General features: G+C 34.8%; 19 protein-coding genes and 2 pseudogenes. 19 read left to right on the forward strand and 2 right to left on the reverse strand.

Annotation, left to right across the window (positions count from 1 at the left end):
- Window positions 1-3 precede the first annotated feature (3 nt).
- Entirely contained in the window at window positions 4-555 is a 552-nt protein-coding gene (gene thiT, locus KO172_RS02820; protein WP_215492047.1) for an energy-coupled thiamine transporter ThiT, read from the forward strand.
- Window positions 556-1012: 457 nt separating this feature from the next.
- Here thiT and KO172_RS02825 read toward each other — a convergent pair whose 3' ends face one another.
- Window positions 1013-1180, reverse strand: a complete 168-nt coding sequence (locus KO172_RS02825; protein ID WP_215492048.1) for a CC/Se motif containing family — start codon at window positions 1178-1180, stop codon at window positions 1013-1015.
- A 141-nt stretch (window positions 1181-1321) separates the two neighbouring features.
- Window positions 1322-2692 (reverse strand): cation:dicarboxylate symporter family transporter, encoded by a 1371-nt coding sequence (locus KO172_RS02830; protein WP_215492049.1) that lies wholly within the window; start codon window positions 2690-2692, stop codon window positions 1322-1324.
- A gap of 353 nt (window positions 2693-3045) precedes the next feature.
- Here KO172_RS02830 and KO172_RS08130 point away from each other — a divergent pair, with 353 nt between their 5' ends.
- The 18 genes and pseudogenes from KO172_RS08130 (at window position 3046) to KO172_RS02915 (ending at window position 18305) form a co-directional block, all read left to right on the forward strand.
- Complete coding sequence (locus KO172_RS08130) at window positions 3046-3390, forward strand: recombinase family protein (protein ID WP_374047639.1); 345 nt, start codon at window positions 3046-3048, stop codon at window positions 3388-3390.
- Window positions 3377-4585 carry a DUF4368 domain-containing protein gene (locus KO172_RS02835; protein ID WP_374047640.1) on the forward strand — a complete coding sequence of 403 codons (1209 nt, stop codon included), beginning with the start codon at window positions 3377-3379 and terminating at the stop codon, window positions 4583-4585. Before KO172_RS08130 ends, KO172_RS02835 begins: the two co-directional genes overlap by 14 nt.
- A 62-nt stretch (window positions 4586-4647) precedes the next feature.
- Window positions 4648-5139, forward strand: a complete 492-nt coding sequence (locus KO172_RS02840; RefSeq protein ID WP_215492050.1) for an NUDIX hydrolase — start codon at window positions 4648-4650, stop codon at window positions 5137-5139.
- 122 nt (window positions 5140-5261) lie between these two features.
- On the forward strand, window positions 5262-5582 hold the full coding sequence (locus KO172_RS02845; RefSeq protein ID WP_116480551.1) for a DUF3847 domain-containing protein: 321 nt from the start codon (window positions 5262-5264) through the stop codon (window positions 5580-5582).
- 240 nt (window positions 5583-5822) lie between these two features.
- Window positions 5823-7307: a MobQ family relaxase gene (gene mobQ, locus KO172_RS02850; RefSeq protein ID WP_008800883.1), complete on the forward strand. Its 1485-nt coding sequence runs from the start codon at window positions 5823-5825 to the stop codon at window positions 7305-7307.
- A gap of 54 nt (window positions 7308-7361) precedes the next feature.
- Window positions 7362-7823, forward strand: coding sequence for a DUF5680 domain-containing protein (locus KO172_RS02855; protein ID WP_004819996.1), 462 nt, complete (start codon window positions 7362-7364; stop codon window positions 7821-7823).
- Between the two features lie 24 nt (window positions 7824-7847).
- Complete coding sequence (locus tag KO172_RS02860; protein WP_008800989.1) at window positions 7848-8339, forward strand: hypothetical protein; 492 nt, start codon at window positions 7848-7850, stop codon at window positions 8337-8339.
- 148 nt (window positions 8340-8487) lie between these two features.
- Window positions 8488-8736, forward strand: a pseudogene (locus tag KO172_RS02865) (type IV secretory system conjugative DNA transfer family protein); the annotation flags it as partial.
- Between the two features lie 43 nt (window positions 8737-8779).
- A complete protein-coding gene (locus tag KO172_RS02870; RefSeq protein WP_215492051.1) occupies window positions 8780-10450 on the forward strand; it encodes a recombinase family protein in 1671 nt (556 codons plus the stop codon).
- Between the two features lie 68 nt (window positions 10451-10518).
- Entirely contained in the window at window positions 10519-11271 is a 753-nt protein-coding gene (locus KO172_RS02875) for an alpha/beta fold hydrolase (protein WP_018370703.1), read from the forward strand.
- A 128-nt stretch (window positions 11272-11399) separates the two neighbouring features.
- Entirely contained in the window at window positions 11400-11720 is a 321-nt protein-coding gene (locus tag KO172_RS02880; protein WP_009216383.1) for a DUF3847 domain-containing protein, read from the forward strand.
- Between the two features lie 239 nt (window positions 11721-11959).
- Entirely contained in the window at window positions 11960-13420 is a 1461-nt protein-coding gene (mobQ, locus tag KO172_RS02885; protein ID WP_215492052.1) for a MobQ family relaxase, read from the forward strand.
- A 71-nt stretch (window positions 13421-13491) separates the two neighbouring features.
- A complete protein-coding gene (locus KO172_RS02890; protein ID WP_003031946.1) occupies window positions 13492-14310 on the forward strand; it encodes a class I SAM-dependent methyltransferase in 819 nt (272 codons plus the stop codon).
- Between the two features lie 108 nt (window positions 14311-14418).
- On the forward strand, window positions 14419-14583 hold the full coding sequence (locus KO172_RS02895) for a transposon-encoded TnpW family protein (protein ID WP_004831908.1): 165 nt from the start codon (window positions 14419-14421) through the stop codon (window positions 14581-14583).
- Window positions 14584-14624: 41 nt separating this feature from the next.
- Window positions 14625-15062, forward strand: a pseudogene (locus KO172_RS02900) (type IV secretory system conjugative DNA transfer family protein); the annotation flags it as partial.
- Window positions 15063-15158: 96 nt separating this feature from the next.
- Window positions 15159-17006, forward strand: coding sequence for a recombinase family protein (locus tag KO172_RS02905; protein WP_215492054.1), 1848 nt, complete (start codon window positions 15159-15161; stop codon window positions 17004-17006).
- Window positions 17007-17104: 98 nt separating this feature from the next.
- Window positions 17105-17698: a TetR/AcrR family transcriptional regulator gene (locus KO172_RS02910; RefSeq protein WP_215492055.1), complete on the forward strand. Its 594-nt coding sequence runs from the start codon at window positions 17105-17107 to the stop codon at window positions 17696-17698.
- 19 nt (window positions 17699-17717) lie between these two features.
- On the forward strand, window positions 17718-18305 hold the full coding sequence (locus tag KO172_RS02915; protein WP_215492056.1) for an MptD family putative ECF transporter S component: 588 nt from the start codon (window positions 17718-17720) through the stop codon (window positions 18303-18305).
- Window positions 18306-18318: the final 13 nt, after the last annotated feature.

Here is an 18318-nt window from a genome sequence, read left to right on the forward strand (position 1 = left end):
TTTATGAAAAAATTTAGCACAAAAGTATTGACAGAAGCGGCAGTTATGATCGCCATGTCCATAGTACTTGGTAGATTCAAGATTTTTGAGATGCCACAAGGCGGCTCAATCACTCTTGGACAAATGATACCACTTTTATTCTTTGCAATAAGACACGGTGCTGGCTACGGCATCATCGTTGGCGCAGTGTATGGCGTTCTAGATATGATACTAGGCGGCTATGTAGTAACACCATTCCAAGCTATACTTGACTACCCACTAGCCTTCGGACTACTTGGACTTGCAGGCTGCTTCTCTAAACAAATTGTTAAAGAAGGAAAATCATTCTACGTACCAGCCTCTGTTATCATCGCAGTACTAGGTAGATTCATCTGCCACGTTGCATCAGGCTACATCTTCTTCGCAGAGTATGCAGAAGGATCAGGCCACGGCCCATTTATGTACTCAGTTATATACAACGGCTCATTCTTAGGAGTGGAAGCGGCAATTGCTTTTGTAATTATTCTTATTTTAGCAAAGAATGTGTTGCTTTATGGCTTAGATAGAAGCAAATAAGATTTTGCGCTTGTGCGAAGCACCAAGGTTCTCGGGACCCATCCAAAGCGTAGCTTTGAAGATGGGTGAGGTTCTTCTAATTGCGCCTAAGGCTCGCGCGCTTCGCTTCCTCCCTCAACGTACCCGTTAGTACGATGTCGGTCGGTCGCTCGTTATGCTGCGCCTTATCCATCAATTCTCTTCGCAAAATCTGATTTATTGGATAAGAACTAATATCTTATTCTTATGAAATTTAAAATTATATATCTTTTGCATTGGCTATTGTGAGTTTGCTTACAATAGCCTTTTTTTGATTTTGCACATCGAAAATTATTTTTGTGAAAATAAATTTTGCTTAAGCCCATAAACTAAATATATTTTTTAATTTGCAGAGAAAGCAAAATAATTCAAACTAGTCAAAGGGCTTGCTTTAATGCAAATAAAAAGACAGGTGCTTAATATAGCACCTGCCCATCTCTTATTTAATTACACCTTCAACAAGGTATAACTTTTTAAACAATATTTTCTTGAATTTCAAAGTTAGCGTATCGTCCATCGCCCTGACAGCAACAAAGACGTAAACCTTGAATCCATCTACTTCATAAAGATCGTAATCATCTTTATTACTAGGTTCTTCCAATTTCACGATTGGTGTTACTTCACCTGCGCCTCATTCGGAGCAGCCCAGTAAATCAATCGTTACAGTGTTTTTTCCTTCGCTCTTAAGAGCGCTCTTAAAACTATCTTCAAGAATAATCTTCATAATTGTAACCTCCTTTAATAGAGTTTAGTCCACAATTTCTTTTCTGTTGTAAATTTCTTCGTTCAATACACCAGTTCTCTTCGCAGCTATAACCCCAGCAAGTAGTGAGTCAGAGATGTTTAGAGCAGTTCTACCCATGTCTATGATTGGTTCAACTGAAATTAGTAGACCAACTAAGCCAACTGGGAAGTTTAGTGCACTTAAAACAACTATGGCAGTGAAAGTAGCTCCACCACCTACGCCTACAGTACCGAAGCTTGCTAGTACGCATAGCAATGCTACTTCAACAAGAAAAGCTATTGACAATGGATTTATACCCATAGTCGGTGCAATCATAACAGCAACCATAGCTGGGAAGACTCCGGCGCAACCGTTTTGGCCCACGCTTGTACCAAGTGTCGATGCTAGGTTTGCTATGCCCTCTGGCACACCTAAGTTATTTTCTGCATTGTTTATGGTAATAGGAAGTGTAGCTGCAGATGATCTTGATGTGAAGGCAAATAATAGATTACTCATAGATTTTCTGTAGAATGTGAATGGATTTAGTCCAGCTGTCAATAGATATAGCATGTGAACTATAACCATGATTATCATTGCTGCGTAGCTGATTAGTATGAAGTTTACAAGCTTTAGTATAGCTTGCCAATCAGATGTTGCAGTGATCTTGATCATTAGAGCTAAAACGCCGTATGGTGTTAGTCTAATTATGATTCTAACAAGGTGCATAATGACATCGGAGATGTCCTGTACCCCTTGAATAAACCTATCTGCCACGTCCTTCTTATAATTTTTAAGCTGCATAGCTGCAAGACCTATCATGAAAGCAAAGAAAACAACAGCAAGTGTTGCGTTATTGCCTTGACCAGTAAGTGCGTAGAATGGATTTGTTGGTATGATATTAACGATTTGCTCTTGCATAGGAAGTTTGCTGAAATCAGCTTGCTTCTCCATAAGCACCTCTTGTCTGTGCAATTCGTTTTCACCAGAATTTAGTCCATCGGCATTTAGTCCAAAGACTGCTGATAATGAGCCAGATACCATAGCCGCGATAAATACTGTGATTAAGAAGACAGCCATAATCCTAAATGTGCTCTTGCCCATGCCGCTTTCTTGCATAGCAACTGATTTAACGATGCTTATAAAGATTAGTGGGAAGGCCACCATTGTTAAAAGTTTTACATAAGCACTGCCGACTATCGAAATCCAGGATACTGATGTTCCAAGGACTTCCTTATCTTTAACGATAATTTGTAGTAGTGCGCCGAAAATGATGCCGACTGCTAAAGCTATCAAAACTCTAGCGTTGAAGCTTAGGTTTAGCTTCTTCATGTAGCTAATTGCAAATAGCATACATGCAAATATTGCAATAATTAATAATACAAATAATAAAGTCATTTTTTCTTCCTCCTTTGCTTGAAGCATACCACTTATGCTTTTAATTGTCAAGAAGGGTGCGTCACATAGATTGATTTATGCTTATGGTTTTGCGAAAAAACATTATACACATAACATTATATAAATATGGAACGAGATCAAATATCTAGTTTTAAATTTCGACGAAAAAGCAAGATGATTGAAGAACCTCGTACATTTAGTACGAGAACCTTTGCGCTAGCCAAAGTTGAGAATTTTCTGAACGAGTTGAACTTATTGTTCATCGCAGTGAAGAAAAAATTTGAAACGAGTCAAAAGGATTAACCTCTTAGGGACAGAGAAAATAATAAAAACTTGGAAAGGAGGTAATTCTCATGTCAAATACGAAAAGAACAGGACAAACGGCACTTTATGAGCGTTTAAGTCGTGATGATGACCAAGGGTCAGACCCTGAAATGCAAGGAGAAAGCAATTCCATCACCAATCAAAAACAGCTGCTTGAAAGCTATGCGAAAAGAAACGGTTTTGTAAATATCTATCACTATACCGATGATGGAGTAAGCGGAACGACCTTTGATAGAGAGGGATTTCAAAAGATGATAAAAGCAGTAGAAGAAAACAAAGTATCTACTGTGATAGTAAAAGATATGAGCAGGTTTGGCAGAGATTACCTCAAGAAAAATACAGTCTATCTTCAGAGCAAGAATGGAAGAAGGTAAAAGAGTATCTCCAAGCGTTCCATACGGCTATTATAGAAACCCTAAGAACAAACAGCAGTTACTTGTCGATAAAGAGAGTGCAAAGGTCGTAAAACGCATTTATAGGCTTGTAATAGAGGGATATGGCGTAACACAGATAGCAGATATACTAACCAAAGATAAAGTCCTTATCCCATCAGCCTATGCAGAAATACACTATCCTGAAAGTAACCACAGTTCCAAGAAAAGAGGAATAGAAGACCCGTATTTTTGGACACCAACCACAGTAAGCTATATCTTAGAAAAAAGAGAATATATGGGACACACCGTACTTGGGAAAACAATATGCTTTGATTATAAAACCAAAAAGCGAAGAAAGGCAAAAGAAGATGAACTCATTATCTTCAAAAACACCCATGAAGCCATCATTGACGAAGAAACATGGAACAATGCTCAACGATTAAGAAAAACAGTGAGAAGAAGTCCAAAGTATGGTACAACCTCACACCCGTTTACAGGACTTTTAATCTGTGCAGATTGTGGAGGAAAATTAAGCTACAGAGAGCCGGCAGAACATAAAGAAAAGAAATATGATAGTGATTACTCTTTTGTATGTCAACATTACCGACACAGAAAAGGCACTTGCAGTATGCACTACATCAAAGTAAAAACAGTAAATGAAATTCTATTAAAATCAATCAAAGAAATCACAGACTTTGCCAAAGAAGAAAAGCAAGAATTTCTAAAAGTGATGAACAAGTTATCTGATGAAAAAAGAGAAGAAAAGTATCAAGATGATAAAACGAAATTAGAAAAATTATCTTCAAGAAATGAAGAACTAACAACCCTTATTACAAAGCTATATGAAGACCATGCACTTGGGAAAATTCCTGTAAAACACTTTGATAGATTATTTAACACTTATGATACAGAGCAACAAGAATTAGAAAAGCAAATACAGTATTTTGAAAATGAAATAGAAAGCTATCATCAGAGAAAAGTTGACACCGATAAATTCCTAAAGATGATAGAAAAATATACCGATATTGAAGAACTCACAGTCCCAATGATAAATGAGTATATAGAAAAAGTAGTAGTCCATGAAGCAACAGGAGGAAGAAAAGGGAAAGATAGAAAACAACAAGTTGATGTTTACTTTAACTTTATAGGCAACTGTCAAGTACCACAGAAAGCTGATATAGAAAAAATGGCTTAAAAATGGTATAATATTACTAATTATTGAGATAGAAAATTAGAAGTTATAGGACAGGTGTTTTTATGAGTGAAATTTTAGCTAAGCCATGTGTTGGAGCAATTATTACCAAAACGGAAAATAATGAAAAATATATTCTTATTCAAACAAGACAAAAAGATGATGGAAATGAAACTAATGGAATGATAGAAATACCCGCTGGTAAGGTTAGAGAATATGAAAATATTTTTTCTGCACTGTGTAGAGAAGTTTTGGAAGAAACAGGATTGAAAATAACAAAGATTTATGGGAAAAATAGTGCAGTATCAAATAGGGTTGGAGATGTTACCACTATTTCGTTTGAACCATATTGTGTTACACAAAATTTATCTGGTGCGTATTCTATTATTCTTATTACATTTTTATGCGAGGCAGAGGGGAATTTGTTAAATTACACAAATGAAACCCAAAATATTAGATGGGAAAAGATTTCGTATGTGGAAGAATTGTTAAAAGAAAAAATAGAACAAGTATTCTTTATGCATGTAAATGCTTTGAAAAAATTTTTAAACCTATAAATCTCCGTTTGTCGAAGTAAAACAATTAAATAAAAACAATAATATAGCAACTTACAAAACAGTAAATCAAATCGGTTTACTGTTTTTCTTTGCTCAAAAATAGAAAGAGAGGAAAACAGAAAATGAAAAATATAGATGAAAAAATTTTAATGGCAGAAGAAGAAATTAAGCAGTTACAAAACAAAAGAAAAAAGCTCATCAGTCAGCAGAAACAGGAAGAAAGAAAAAAGAGAGATAAAAGGATATATGAAAAAGGAGCAGTCTTTGAAAGTATCTTTACCGAAAGCAAGGGTTTTACCAAAGATGAATTCTATCAGCTAATCACATTCCCAAATATCAAAGAGTTAGTCAATCAAAAAATCCTAAAAATCATAGAGAAGCGAGAACAAAGCGAAAACAAAATTATAGAAACACAAGAGGAAGAAATGAACACAGAGGAATAGTCCCTTGTTTACAAGGGCGCACTTATACACCCTAAAGGGTGTGTGCGTTCTCCGAAGGCTCTTAGCAGAGGGCATATCAGCTAACGCTGATACAGGGGAGCTACACTCCCCTACGGAAATAAATTTCCTACCCCTTGTGTACTTCCCAAAAGAAATCGGATAAAAGCTATCCGATTTTTTTAGGAAGTCTTATCTATCGCCACCATATCCATATAAGAAAAAGAAAGGAGGTTTTTAGCTATGGCGATATACCATCTTTGCATAAAGATTATCTCAAGAGGAAAAGGCAAAAGTGCGGTAGCAGCTTCCGCCTATCGAAGTGGTGAAAAGATAAAAAATGAATATGACGGCATAGTCCATGACTTTACAAGAAAAGGCGGAATAGCCCATACAGAAATCCTATTACCACAAAATGCACCACAGGAATTTTCAGATAGAGGAACATTATGGAACAGTGTAGAAAAAATAGAAAAAAGTAAAAATTCACAGCTTGCAAGAGAAATAGAAATTGCATTGCCTAAAGAATTAGACAGAGAAAAACAGATTGAGCTTGTAAGAGAGTATGTAAAAGAAAATTTTGTAAAAGTCGGTATGTGTGCTGACATTGCATTGCACGATAAAAATGAGGGAAACCCACATGCTCATATCTTACTTACTATGCGACCGTTCAACGAAGATAAGACATGGGGAGCAAAATCAAAAAAAGAATATATCCTTGATGAAAACGGAGAAAAAGTAAAACTCAAAAGTGGAAATTACAAAACCAAAAAAATCAATACAGTCGATTGGAATGAGCAAGAAAAAGCGGAAGAGTGGCGAAAAGCATGGGCAGATATTACCAACAAATATTTGGAAGAAAACAACATACAGGAAAAAGTCGATCACCGTTCTTATCAAAGACAAGGCATAGAACAAATACCGACCATTCATTTAGGAATATCGGCAAGTCAAATGGAGAAAAAAGGTATTGTTACCAACAGAGGAAATATCAACAGAGAAATCAGACATCAAAACATGATTTTAAGAGAAATTTCAAGACGAATAAAAGCCTTAATGAGATGGATAAGAAGTTTAACAACAAACAAGAACAAAGATAATCTAATAGAGAACCAAGAGGATATATCTTTACAATCCACCACCCCACTAAAACAAAATGATTTAACAGATATACTCTCTAATCTCATAAAAGAAAATGCAGATAATAGTAATATAAACTTAGAAAAATATATTGAAAGCTATCAATTTCTTAAAGAGAAAAATATTACATCAATACCCGAATTGAAAGAATGTATATCAGCATTAAGAGATAAGAACTACAAGACTACAAGAGCTATCAAAGATACCGAAAAGAAAACCAATGACAAAGTAGAGCTTATAGACCAATCAGAAAAGTATTTGAAACATAGAGACACATACAAAACCTATGTCAAGTTGAAGAAAAGCAAGCAAGAAGATTTTTATAACGAACATACAGCAGAAATTATTTTATTTGAGAGTGCAAGAAAATATCTAAAAGAGCATTTAGGAGAAAGTAAGACATTAGCTATATCCAAGTGGAAGTTAGAAGCAACAGCATTGAAGAAAGAAAAAGACACCCTATATTCTCAAATCTTAGATATGAGAAAAGAGGTTGAACAAGCTGAAAGTGTTAGAAACTGTATAGAGAAATTACTACAAGGAAATAGAGAACTAACACAGGTAAAGAGGAACGAGTTAGACCTATAAAACTAATTGGAAATATGGTATAATAATAAACAAATACAATTTTGATTTAAGGAGATGAACATTGTGCATGATTTGAAAATAAAAGGTATCATTGAATTTTTAATTAAGGCAAAAAAAGCAACTTATGCTGGCGATGGAAATACAACCAATTCATCAAGACCGTGTTCACATGATTTAAAGTATTTTGAAGATAATTTTGAATACTATGATTCTTATTTTGGAACAGATCCGTTCATTGGAGAGGAGGCTCTTTGGTCAAACGGAGAAATAATTTGGTCGATGAACTATGCAGGTCGAAAACTTGACAAAGAATTTGAGTACGGATTTTTAAAAGAAGCATTGCTTTTGGTTAATAGTGAAAATCCGTTTAGAGGACCTGATGAATATTCTAATGGTGATTATAAATATATGTGTGAAACGATAGGGGATTTTGAATGGTTTCAAGGATATGAATCAATAACTTTTCAAGGGAAATTAGTCTATGAGTGCTATTATCATGGAGGGATAGTTCGATAAATTTCGGTTTTAGGAGGTGGAAGTTTGGAATTTTATAAAGCGTTAGTTGGAGAAAAAAAGCAAAAGAAAAATATATTCAGCGATTTGATTGGGGAGTGGGATATTGAATGGGTTGATGGAAAAGGTACTGAAAAGGAAAGACATGTAATTGGAGAATGGATATTTTCAGAGATACTAAATGGTGATGGAATACAAGATATTTTTATTTGTCCATCAAGGGAAGAACGAGTATCCAATCCTCAGCCTGACGCAGAGTATGGTACAACAATAAGAATGTACAATCCTAACAAACAAAAATGGGATATTTGCTATACTTGTTTAGGTAAAATGGTATATTTAGAAGCTGAAAAAGTAGAAGATAAAATTGTACTTACAAATATAAGCAATGATAAAGGCATAAATTTATGGGTCTTTGATGATATTTCTCCTTCAAAATTCCATTGGGAAAATAAAACATCTTTTGATAATGGAAAAACTTGGATAACAAATGGAGAAGTATTTGCTAAAAGAAGATAATTATAGATAATGGTTTGTATCATGATTGATAACTTAATAAAACCGATACAGGAACAGTAAATCAAAAAAGGTTTACTGTTTTTCTTTCCCTAAAAGTTAAATTTCCATACAGGACAAGCGTCCATAAATATAAAAAGGTACTTGACAAAACGCTCTCTGGGGAACGACAAAAGATATTCAGCCTTATGTAGATGAGAAGTTCCAAAATAATATCTTGCTTACTCAAACCGAGCGATTAACCATGAATGGCAGACCGGCAAATCCAAAGTATGCAAGAAACAAGAATGTGCTTGTTATTGGTGGTTCAGGCTCAGGAAAAACAAGATTTTATGTAAAACCGAATCTAATGCAAATGCACTCGTCATATTGCGTAACAGATCCTAAAGGATTAATCTTATAGGGACAGAGAAAATAAAAAACTTGGAAAGGAGGTAATTCTCATGTCAAATACAAAAAGAACAGGACAAACAGCCCTTTATGAGCGTTTAAGTCGAGATGATGAAATGCAGGGAGAAAGCAATTCCATCACTAATCAAAAGCAACTACTTGAAAGTTATGCGAAAAGAAACGGCTTTGTAAATATCTATCACTATACCGATGATGGAGTAAGCGGAACAACCTTTGATAGAGAGGGATTTCAGAAAATGATAAAAGCAGTAGAAGAAAACAAAGTATCTACTGTGATAGTAAAAGATATGAGTAGGTTTGGCAGAGATTACCTTAAAGTAGGTTTTTATACCGAAATACTTTTCAAAGAAAAGGGAGTAAGATTTATAGCCATCAATAACGGAATAGATAGTGAAAAACAAGCAGAAAGCGACTTTACCCCATTTCTAAACATTATGAACGAATGGTACGCAAGAGATACATCAAGAAAAATACAATCTATCTTCAGAGCAAGAATGGAAGAGGGTAAAAGAGTATCACCAAGCGTTCCATATGGCTATTACAGAAACCCTAAGAACAAACAGGAGCTACTTGTTGATAAAGAGAGTGCAAAGGTCGTAAAACGCATTTACAGGCTTGTTATAGAGGGATATGGTGTAACAAAGATAGCGGATATACTAACCAAAGATAAAGTCCTTATACCATCAGCCTATGCAGAGATACACTATCCTGAAAATAACCACAGTTCCAAGAAAAGAGGAATAGACGATCCATATTTTTGGACACCAACCACAATAGGCTATATTTTGGAAAAAAGAGAATACATGGGACATACTGTACTTGGTAAAACAATATGTATTGATTACAAAACCAAGAAACGCAGAAAGGCGAAAGAAGAGGAACTGATTATCTTTAAGAACACCCATGAAGCAATCATTGATGAAGAAACATGGAATAACGCCCAAAGGTTAAGAAAGACAGTAAGAAGAAGTCCGAAGTACGGGACAACATCCCACCCATTTACAGGACTTTTAATCTGTTCAGATTGTGGAGGAAAGTTAAGTTACAGAGAGCCGGCAGAACATAAAGAAAAGAAATACGATTGTGATTATTGTTTTGTATGTCAACATTACAGACACAGAAAAGGCTCTTGTAGTATGCACTACATCAAAGTAAAAACAGTGAATGAAATTCTCTTAAAATCAATAAAGGAAATAACAGATTTTGCAAAAGAAGAAAAGCAAGAATTTCTAAAAGTGATGAACAAGTTATCCGATGAAAAAAGGGAAGAAAAGTATCAAGATGATAAAACGAAATTAGAAAAATTATCTTCAAGAAATGAAGAACTAACAACCCTTATTACAAAGCTATATGAAGACCATGCACTTGGAAAAATTCCCGCAAAACACTTTGATAGATTATTTAATATCTATGACACGGAGCAACAAGAATTAGAAAAGCAAATACAGTATTTTGAAGATGAAATAGAAAGCTATCATCAGAGAAAAGTTGACACCGATAAATTCCTAAAGATGATAGAAAAATATACCGATATTGAAGAACTGACAGTCCCAATGATAAATGAGTATATAGAAAAAGTTGTAGTCCATGAAGCCACAGGGGGAAGAAAAGGAAAAGATAGAAAACAACAAGTTGATGTGTATTTTAACTTTATAGGCAACTGTCAAGTACCACAAAAAGCCGATATAGAAAAAATGGCTTAAAAATGGTATAATATTGTTAATTATTTAGAGAGAAAAATTAGAATTTGTACACAGGATGGATTAGACTAATGAATATACATGAATTTGGAAAAGGTAATGAACAAGCAATTCTGCTGATACATCCTTCTGTTGTAAGATGGGATTATTTTGAACATTTAATTCCGCTTCTCAAAAACAAATATCATCTGATTATTCCGGCTCTTCCCGGATATGATTCTGAGGATGAAAGTGACTTTACAAGCATTGAGAAGATCGCTGCCGAATTGAATGAGTGGCTTCAGGCTGAAGAGATTGCCGAATTGTATGCAGTATATGGGTGCTCGATGGGCGGCTCCGTTGCTTTAATGGTAACGCTTGGACAACTTATTCCAATCAGACACTGCATTATGGACGGAGGCATTACACCATATCAGCTACCATGGCTTGTCACACGCTTTATCGCCTTGAGAGACTATCTCATGGTGATGCTGGGCAGGACAGGTGGAGTGCGCTTGCTTGAGAAGGCTTTTGCTACCGATGAATATTCGAAGGAAGATCTTCAATATGTTGCAGATGTTTTGAAGTGCTCCAGTAGAAAAACGTTATGGAGAACTTTTGACTCATGCAACAACTATAAGATTCCACAGCCCATTCCGAAGGTCGATACGCAAATGCATTACTGGTATGCCGATGGCGAAGAAAAGGAGCGAAAACTTGATATCGCCTACATGAATCAGCATTTTCCGCAAACAGAATTCAAGGTTTTGCCTAAACTGGGGCATGCAGGTCTTGTTTTACTGAAACCGGATTTATTTGTGACAATGATAAACGAATTGTTTTGAGACAGACAAATTGCAGTTTGTCGAAGTAAAACAATTAAATACAAGCTATAACATAGCAGTTCACGAAACAGTAAATCAAATCGGTTTACTGTTTTTTCTTTACTAAAAATCAGAAAGGAGAACAGAAAATGAAAAATATAGATGAAAAAATCTTAATGGCAGAAGAGGAAATTAAGCAGTTACAAAACAAAAGAAAAAAACTCATCAGTCAGCAGAAACAGGAAGAACGAAAGAAAAGAGATAAAAGGCTTTATGAAAAAGGAGCAGTTTTTGAAAGTATCTTTAACGAAAGCAAGGATTTTACCAAAGATGAATTTTATCAGCTAATTACATTCCCAAATATCAAAGAAGCAATAAATGAAAAAATCCTAAAAATCATGGAGAAAAGAGAAAAAACGGAAGAAGAAAATATAGAAAAACAAGAGAAAGTAACGGAAACAGAGCAGTAGTCCCTTGTTTACAAGGGCGCACTTATACACCCTAAAGGGTGTGTGCGTTCTCCGAAGGCTCTTGCAGAGAGCATATCAGCTAAAGCTGATACAGGGGAGCTACACTCCCCTACGGAAATAAATTTCCTACCCCTTGTGTACTTACCAAAAGAAACCGGATAAAAAACAATCCGATTTTTTTAGTAAGTCTTATCCATCGCCACTGTATCCACATCAGAAAAAGAGAGGAGGTTTTAGCTATGGCGATATATCATCTTAGTATAAAGATTATCTCAAGAGGCAAAGGCAAAAGTGCGGTTGCAGCAGCTTCTTATCGAAGTGGCGAAAAGATAAAAAACGAATATGACGGCATAGTCCATGACTTTACAAGAAAAGGCGGAATAGCACATACAGAAATCCTATTACCACAAAACGCACCACAGGAATTTTCAGACAGAGGAACGCTATGGAACAGTGTAGAGAAAATAGAAAAAAGTAAAAACTCACAGCTTGCAAGAGAAATAGAAATCGCCTTACCCAAAGAATTAAACAGGGAAAAACAGATAGAACTTGTAAGAGAATATGTAAAAGAAAATTTTGTAAAAGTCGGTATGTGTGCCGATATTGCTTTGCACGATAAAAATGACGGGAATCCACACGCTCATATCCTACTTACCATGCGACCATTAAATGAAGATAAAACATGGGGAGCGAAATCAAAAAAAGAATATATCCTTGATGAAAAGGGAGAAAAAGTAAAACTCAAAAATGGCAATTACAAAACAAGAAAAATCAATACAGTGGATTGGAACGAACAAGACAAAGCGGAACACTGGCGAAAAGCATGGGCAGATATTACAAACAAATATTTGGAAGAAAATAGCATACAGGAAAAAGTAGATCACCGTTCCTATCAAAGACAAGGTATAGAACAAATACCGACCATTCATTTAGGCGTATCAGCTACCCAAATGGAAAAGAAAGGCATAGCCACAGACAGAGGAAATATCAACCGAGAAATCAAACATCAAAATATGATTTTAAGAGAAATCTCAAGACGAATAAAAGCCTTACTAAATTGGATAAGAGGAATAGGCAAAGAAGAAAAAGAAGAAACTGATAATCTCAAATCTACCCTCCCACCCAATGAAAATATACTATCCGTTTTTGAAAATCTTATCCGTAAAAATGCAGATAACCATAATACAGATTTAGAAAAATACATCGAAAGCTATCAATTCTTAAAAGAGAAAAACATTATTTCCTTATCTGAACTGAAAGAAAGTATAGTTACTTTAAGAGATAAGAATTACAAGACCACAAGAGCCATTAAAGATACTGAAAAGAAAATAGATGGTAAAGTACAGCTTATTGACCAAGCCGAGAAATATTTGAAGTATAAGGACATCTACAAAGCCTATACGAAATTAAAGAAAATAAAACAGGAAGATTTTTATAATGAGCATACGGCGGAGCTTATTCTATTTGAAAGTGCAAGGAAACATCTCAAAGAGCATTTAGGGGAAAGTAAGACCTTAAATATATCCAAATGGAAATCGGAACTTACCACTTTGAAGAAAGATAAAAAGAGCCTATATAGTCAAATATTAGAAATACGAGAAGAAGTAGAGCATGCTGAAAAAGTTAAGACCTGTATAGAGCAGTTACAGGAACAAGAAAAACAACTATCACAGGTAAATAGGAATGAGTTAGACCTATAAAACTAAGTAAAAAAAGTATATAATATTAACTAGTGAAGACAAAAAATAAAATTTGAAGGAGGCGTTTACATTTGGGGAAAATAGAAATGCAAGAGAAAATAAAACCTGTTTTGAACGGCACTGCAGAAACTATGCTTCAAAGTTTTTATGCACGTGCAGAGTATTCACAGAGAAAGAAGCATAAATTCTATGATGCAAAAGCAGTAGAACTTGTAAATAAGATTGATTATGACTTTTCAACTGCAGCAAAAGATCGTACCATGAGTAGTGGTGTAATCGCACGCACACTCGTCTTTGACGAACTGGTCAAAGAATTTATTGGGCGAAACCCGACTGCTACAATAGTGAACATTGCCTGTGGACTGGACACAAGATTTTATCGTGTGGATAATGGTACTATCACTTGGTATAATCTGGATCTGCCTGATGTTATAAATCTCAGAGATCAGATTTTTTTAGAAAGCGGGAGAGTTTCATCTATCAGTGCGTCTGCTTTAGATCCAAATTGGTTCAAGGAAGTAAAAAACAGAGAGAATGTACTTTTTATTATAGAAGGACTGTCCATGTATCTCACTGCTGAAGAAAATGCCAAGATACTTTCTATCATTCATAAAAACTTTGACACCGCTACGGTCATAATGGAATGTATTGCAAAGATGTGGGTAAAACGAGAAGGGGTTGAAAAATCCATTCAGCAAACCGGAGCCAGATTCGTTTTCGGTGCAGACAGCTTTGATGATATAAAGAATATTGCTCAGGGGTTTCATAAGATTAAAGATGACAACATATTACGTGGTATGCGTGTTCTTATGCCTACATTAAAGCTAATCGACTGGCTTCCGATTGCGAGGAAGATCACGCAGAAGATTCTTGTTTTTAGTAAAGATTAAAGCAAACCACAGTTTGCATAACTAACAATTTAATAAAAACTAACACAGAACAGTAAATCATAAAAGGTTTACTGTTTTTTCTTTGTCTAAAATCGGAAAGGAGGACTTATGAAAGAAGAAAAAAGAGAAATACAAGCACCACCCAATAAACAGTTAATAATGGATATTGGAAAGACAAAATATACTGTAAACCTACATTTCAAACAAGGTACAGGAGAAACATACAAGGATAAAATACTGAAGTTAATCAAGAGAGAAACAGAAAAGATATAAATTTGTCAAAGAAATTTTGTTTATGTCCTTGACAAATCTTCCCTAAAGGAACGATAGTAATTGAGTGTGGTAAGATGCTTGAAGATAATGGTTATGAGATAAAAATCTTAAATACCATCAACTTTAAAAAGAGCATGAAGTACAATCCCTTTGCCTATCTCAGAAGTGAAAAAGACATCCTCAAATTGGTACAGACAATCATTGCAAACACTAAGGGAGAGGGGGAAAAATCAGGCGAGGATTTTTGGGTGAAAGCCGAAAAGCTCTACTATACAGCACTTATCGGCTATATCTTCTATGAAGCTCCAAGAGAAGAAAAGAACTTTGCAACTCTGCTTGATATGATTGATGCTTCAGAAGTCAGAGAAGATGATGAAACATATATGAATCCGATAGACAGACTCTTTGAAGCACTGGAAAAGAAAGAGCCTACACACTTTGCAGTCAAGCAATATAAAAAATATAAACTTGCTGCTGGAGTAATAGAATTAAGGAGAACACTTAATCACTATTTTAGTGAAATATGTACTTCTTAATTCTTTTTTTATTGAAAAATTAAGAGAAAGGGGGTAAAAATGAGGAATTTTGAAAAGATAACAGCACTCTATGAGAGATTAAGTCGTGATGATGAACTGCAAGGAGAGAGTAACTCTATCATCAATCAGAAAAAAATATTGGAAGAATACGCAAGCAAAAATAACCTGTCAAACATCATTCACTTTACAGATGATGGAATCAGCGGAACACAGTTTGACAGACCGGGATTTATGGCAATGATGAACGGAGTCAATCAAGGAAATATTGGTTGTATCATCGTAAAAGATATGAGCAGACTTGGCAGAGATTATCTCAAAGTCGGTCAATGTATGGAGATACTAAGACAAAAGGGCGTAAGACTAATCGCTATCAATGACAATGTAGATAGTTTTTACAGAGAAGATGATTTTACCCCTTTTAGAAATATCATGAACGAATGGTATGCAAGAGATACATCAAGAAAAATCCAATCGACTTTCAAGTCAAAAGGGGAAAGTGGAAAACATACGGCAAGTACACCGCCTTATGGCTATATCAAAGATGAAAAAGATAAAAACAAATGGATAGTAGATGAAAAAGCAGCAGAGATAGTAAGGCGAATATTTAACCTGACCATGCAAGGAAATGGTCCGTATCGAATAGCAAAGATATTAGAAAGTGAAAAAGTAGATATACCCGCCTACCATCAACAAAAATTAGGCTATGGACTATATCAAAGCAAAAACTTTGAACATCCCTATCGTTGGTGCAGCTCAACCATAGCAAGCATTTTAAAGAAACAGGAATACTTGGGGCATACAGTCAATTTCAAGACAAGAAAGCATTTCAAGGACAAGAAAAGTAAATATGTATCGGAAGATAACTGGCTTATTTTTGAAAACACGCATGAACCAATCATAGACCAAGAAACCTTTGATAATGTGCAAAGGATAAGGGGAAATGTAAAAAGGTATCCTGACGGTTGGGGAGAATATCACCCACTCACAGGACTGATGTATTGTGCAGATTGTGGGAGCAAGATGTATGTTCATAGAACGAGCAATTACAAAAATATACCCTATTACACTTGCAGTGCCTATACTAAAACACCTTGTGGCATGCTTTGTCCATCAGCACACAGAATAAAAGCGGAAGTAGTCTTAAACCTTATTAGGGAAACACTGAAAGACATTAAAAAATACCTTGATGAAGATAATGAAGCCTTTATCCGTTCCATTCAAAATGAAATGGAAGAAAAAGAAAAAATAGAGATAGAAAAGGAAAAGATAAGATTAACGGAAAGCCAAAACAGACTTCAGGAACTCGAACGACTGATGTGCAGAATTTACGAAGATATGATCCTGAATAAAATACCGAATAATCGCTATGAAATCCTTAATAATCAATATGAAACGGAGCAGGTAGCTTTAAGTAAAGAAATTAAGGACTTGGAGCAGCAGGTTTCAAGATATGAAAAAGAAACAGACAGAGCAAGAAAATTTATATCTCTTATCAGTCGTTATGAAAACTTTGATGAACTTACAACTACAATGATAAATGAGTTTGTAGAAAAAATTATCGTACACGAAAGAGATAGAAAAGGAAGTCAGACATCAAAGCAAAAGATAGAAATTTACTTTAATTTCATAGGAAATTATGAACTGCCACAGGCGGAGTTAAGCGAGGAAGAAAAGCAAAAATTTGAGGAAGAAGAAAGAAAAATCAAGGAAAGAAAAGACAGGCTTCATCAAAACTACCTCAAGCGTAAAGTAAACGGCAAGCAAAAAGAATATGAGGAGAGATATAAGGCAAGGCGAGAGGAGAAAAAACAGGAAAAGCTAAAGAGTTTGAAAAGAACAGGGATACCAGTAAGTGAGTATAGAAAAATATTTAAAAAACAAAAATGATATACAATATTTAGTTGACATTAACTATCATATAGTATATAATAAAAACAGACGACACTGTCGGTTTTTATTTGTTGAGTAGAAATGAGGTCTTTATTTTGAAAGAAGAAAAACAAAAAGTTGGACAAATTAGAAAAAAAGAGATTCGAGAAGCTGCAAAAAAATGTTTTTTTACAAAAGGCTTTCAAAGCACAACGATGGAAGATGTTATTACAGAGATAGGTATGAGTAGAGGGGGTGTTTATCATCATTATGCAAGTACAAATGAAATGCTTAAAGACTTAATGCTTGATGGTAATGATTACAGAAACAGCTTGATAAATGAGTATTTGGAAAATAATCGAGGCAAAGATAAATATCAGCAAATGGGTGATATTTTGGTTGATAAGTCACTGGCTGATACAGATTTGATGAGATTATATACGCTCCTTTTACAGGCAAAAAAATATAATGAGGATTTTGAAAAGTTGTATCAAGAATTGAAACTTAATACGACTAATGAGCTAAGTTTAATCGCCAAGCAGCTTGGAATTAAAGCAGATATATTTGGTGATGGTTTTTTAGTGAATTATATCAATGGATTGATATTAAGTTCAGAAATTTTAGGTGCGAGAAAGTCTTATAGCGAGCATAAACGATATATAAAAGAAACAATGATAAATTATATTGTTGATGTAGAAAAGAAAAATTAAAACAATTAGGAGGTTTCAAATGAGCAAACGATTAGAGGTAAAGGATTTAATCAATATAGGATTATTTTCCGTATTAGGATTCATATTTATGATGATTGGATCATTTTTAGCAATGGTTCCGGTTTTAATGCCGGTTGTCCCATTTGCACAGGGAGTTTTGGTAGGACCTGTAAATATGCTATATTCTACCAAGATTAAAAAAAGAGGAATGATTTTTATTCAATCATTATTGATTGCATTGATATATGTTGCTATGGGACATGGACCTTGGGCATTATTGACTGCTGTTATTGCGGGGATTATTGCTGAAATAATTTTGAAATCAGGAGAATATACGAATGTAAATAAAGCGAGATTAGCATTTTCTATTGCTCCACTTTGCACATTGGGAAATTGGTTACCAATTTTTATTTCAAGAAATGAATATATTCAGCAGATGTTAGAGCAAGGATACAATCAAGAGTTCATTGATAAGATGCTTAGTGTTATGCCGAATTGGATTATTGTTGTAATGGCAATAGTAGGAATTATCGGTGCATATATAGGTTGCAGCATTGGAATGGCATTTCTAAAAAAACACTTCAAAAAAGCCGGTATGGAAAAATAAGATTTCATGGAGA

This window comes from Fenollaria sporofastidiosus (assembly GCF_943169635.2).
Classification (GTDB): Bacteria; Bacillota; Clostridia; order Tissierellales; family Peptoniphilaceae; genus Fenollaria; species Fenollaria sporofastidiosus.